General features: G+C 47.0%; 4 protein-coding genes. 2 read left to right on the top strand and 2 right to left on the bottom strand.

The features are described 5' to 3' along the window. Positions 1-389 precede the first annotated feature (389 nt). Together KDK15_RS06870 and KDK15_RS06865 are read right to left on the bottom strand one after the other, a co-directional pair. Positions 390-644 (bottom strand): hypothetical protein, encoded by a 255-nt coding sequence (locus KDK15_RS06870; protein ID WP_257294627.1) that lies wholly within the window; start codon positions 642-644, stop codon positions 390-392. A 305-nt stretch (positions 645-949) separates the two neighbouring features. Then, on the bottom strand, positions 950-1702 hold the full coding sequence (locus KDK15_RS06865) for a hypothetical protein (protein ID WP_257294626.1): 753 nt from the start codon (positions 1700-1702) through the stop codon (positions 950-952). A 763-nt stretch (positions 1703-2465) separates the two neighbouring features. Here KDK15_RS06865 and KDK15_RS06860 point away from each other — a divergent pair. Together KDK15_RS06860 and KDK15_RS06855 are read left to right on the top strand one after the other, a co-directional pair. Further along, positions 2466-2723 carry an AbrB/MazE/SpoVT family DNA-binding domain-containing protein gene (locus KDK15_RS06860; RefSeq protein ID WP_257294625.1) on the top strand — a complete coding sequence of 86 codons (258 nt, stop codon included), beginning with the start codon at positions 2466-2468 and terminating at the stop codon, positions 2721-2723. After that, positions 2720-3103, top strand: a complete 384-nt coding sequence (locus tag KDK15_RS06855) for a type II toxin-antitoxin system VapC family toxin (protein ID WP_257294624.1) — start codon at positions 2720-2722, stop codon at positions 3101-3103. The genes KDK15_RS06860 and KDK15_RS06855 overlap by 4 nt, the downstream gene beginning before the upstream one ends. The last annotated feature ends 81 nt before the right edge of the window (positions 3104-3184 follow it).

Below are 3184 nucleotides of genomic sequence, written 5' to 3'. Positions count from 1 at the left end.
GGCAGATGAGGCATACGGTACTACCGATAAAGGATGGCAACCCTCAAACCTCTGTCACTTAACCGCCGAAGAGCATTCAGAAGAGCAAACCGGCAAACCAAAAAGTAAAAAAAGGAATAATACAAACAGGTGAAGCTGTTTTTCAGGAGTATGGATCATAACAACGAATGTTGCGCTCGTTGCGGTTTTAATCAAGAGCGTGGAACTGCCAATAGAAAAACGGGCAATATAGATACAGAAAAACCGGGAATTAACCCGGTTTTTTTTCAGCCTTTACAAGGCAAATCAAGCGCTGTTGCACACTAAAAAATAAACAATCCGACGTTTATCTTTCAGGATCACTTGTTAGTGAGTTTTTTTAGAACTAAAAAAACAAGGGAAAGAAAAGCCTATGGCTGCCCCACCAAAGCCCGCCACTCTGTCAGCTTCTCTTCCAAATCCGCAATATGCTCCTCAAGCCCCGCCAGCTCCTGTTCGGAAATATGTAACCGGTCCCGAACATCATGGTGCCGTTTCACCCGTCGCTTAAGAACCAACAGCTCTTCCTCCGCCACCATCACCCGCACCACCATGGACGGGATGGAGGAGTAACTGATCTTTCCCTGGTTATTTCTGGGTACCTGTGCCAGATGAATACGATCCATAGCAACGTCTCCTTTGATATCGCTTCTGCTGAACGCAGCAGACGATTGAATAGAAAATAATAGTACTAAGTTAACAAACGGTATCCCATCCCCAGCGCAGGAAAAATGGCATTGGCCTTGCGTAAGCATTTGGGATAGTGGTAAGTATTGATACGTATCAATGCTTACAGAATGCCTATGGTTAATAATCGCGCACCGCCAGCAATCAGGATGTCCTGGCAATAAAACAGAGCCTGAACACTGTCTGAACTTCGGGGCCATTAAGGGAGGCAACACCAATATGATCGGAATCGAGAAATACACACTCAAGGATGGCCAAACCGGTTGGCAGGTGAGTCTTTCTGCAAAAACACAGAATCTACCGGAATCCCGTCGTTTACTCCCAGGCTTCCGGCATGTCTCCAGAACCCGCCCAGGCTGATCAACGGGTTTACCGAGCGCAGGCCACCTTCCCGTTCCACAATGCCAGCCATCGACACCGAACTCAGCTCCTTAGCCATCTCACCAATGGCCACGCCCTGAATTAACATTAAGTGGTCTTTTAATGGCAGTTGCCCACCGGCGGCCTCGCAGGCCCCCTTCAGCAATGCTTCACGAATCCGATGGCGCAGCTGAGTGCCCGGAAAGAACACTGGCGAACGATCCAGCTTGGCCCCCACCAGCCTGGGTAACCGTTGCAAGTCTTTGGTGCCGGTGGGGGAGGCGAAGTTATCATCCGGCCGGTTTACCGCCAGTCCTGAGATCGCAGTGGTATATCCGCGAAAGTAAATGGAACGGCGCTTTGCTGAAAGGTTTACCATTGTTAATACCTTAAGAATTGTTTGCCACGGAGACACAGAGGAAAGGATTTTTTTGCCTTTCTCCGAGCCTCCAAACTCCGTTCGTCCTGAGCCTGTCGAAGGGCGTAAACTCCGAGCCCATAGTTCGTGCCAATCACCCGAGGGCCTGCCACAGCAATAACAACTGATGGCATCGTCACTTTCGCTGCTATCCGAAAGCTGCATTTCATCCGCCATCTGGCCGGTAACCTGCTGCCAGAGAAAATCGATACCATCCATTACCACTGCCCGGGGGAGTTTTAAAAAACGGCAGAGTGTACATCAATTTGCTGGTTTTTGTGGTTCAAAATGTTTTCCACAAATAACTCTCAGTCACAACCGTCTTGTTCAATAGATAAACATCGTCTAATAAAAAAAGACCCATAATTCAGACCATTTCAGCCACAAAAAACACTCCAGAAATTTTCAAAAAATCTGCCAGCTACTGGCACCAGCAGATCATCAGCTTGAAACATCAGTACGGAAAATACAGCACCAGCAAGTATATCTTCGTATAGAGTATCACATTGTCGCCTATTGATTTACCTATGGATCAACGTACAATTTGTCACCGTCGTCACAGGCCTTCAAATGGCCAGATCATAATTTTACCTATCTGCCTGTTCAACCCAATGGTTCAGCCACTGGGTGTTTCCCTATTAGCCAGATAGTGCGGTTTATAGCACCAGGCACGCTACAAACCGAAAAAAATACCCGAACACACAATTTAACCCTGGTTGTTTCGATAAATACCCCTAATTCGATGAGCGGTAGCATATCCGCGAGGTAAAAAGCCTACGCCAGCGCACTTTTACCACCGTCATCTTATGCGTAGTCACCAGCAGTTTTGATTCGGAGTTCACTTGCAGATTTATCCCGGGAGATTGTGCGGCCCCCGGTTTTTCTTTGTTAAGCCTGATATCCGCCTCCCAAACAGCTTGACAACACAGATTGCCAGAACCAGTATTACCAACAGTAATACTGACTCAGGCAGAGGAACGCAATGCATACCAGTAACCTCACAACAAAAGGGCAGGTAACAATACCCAGCGCACTGCGGGAACAGTTTTTTTTACAACCCGGTGACAAAGTTCTCTTTGAAGTCATTGATGGAAACCTGGTCATAAAACCTCTGAAAAGAAGCCTTGAAAGCCAGGCAGGGTGTTTTGCCAATGATATTGCCGGACGAACAGCAACGCTTGAAGATATGGAACAGGCGATTGAAAAGGGGCTCGCTGAAACTGGCAAGGGCACTGAATGAACGGAATAGATACCAACATTCTGGTTCGCTACCTGACAGCAGATGATCAATCACAGTACCAACAGGTTTTAAAACTGCTTCAATCAGAAAGTGCTGCATACATCAGCCCGATAGTATGGATAGAAACCGTATGGGTATTAACCCATTTTTACCACATCAGTATTGAGCGCCAGAGTGAAGAACTGGCAAAGCTGCTGGAAATTGAAACATTTGTTGTGGACAACCCCGCTGTAGTTTTAAAAGCGCTCAAGGCATATCGAGCAGGTTACGACTTCGCCGATGCCATGATCGGCCTGAACAACGCCCTGCATTGCAAAACGACTTGGACCTTCGATAAAAAAGCCGCACGAATGAGTGAATTTACCCGACTCGACTGGTGAAGTAGTTGGATTAGTTCTTAGCCTTTTAAGGCATTCATCAACAATAGAGGTTGCTTTTCTCGGAATTGATCTGAGCAAAAA

Origin of the sequence: Endozoicomonas sp. YOMI1 (assembly GCF_024606345.1) — a bacterium.
Lineage (GTDB): Bacteria > Pseudomonadota > Gammaproteobacteria > Pseudomonadales > Endozoicomonadaceae > Endozoicomonas.
Note: the sequence above shows the minus strand (reverse complement) of the source record. Positions and strands in the feature narration are given on the sequence as shown.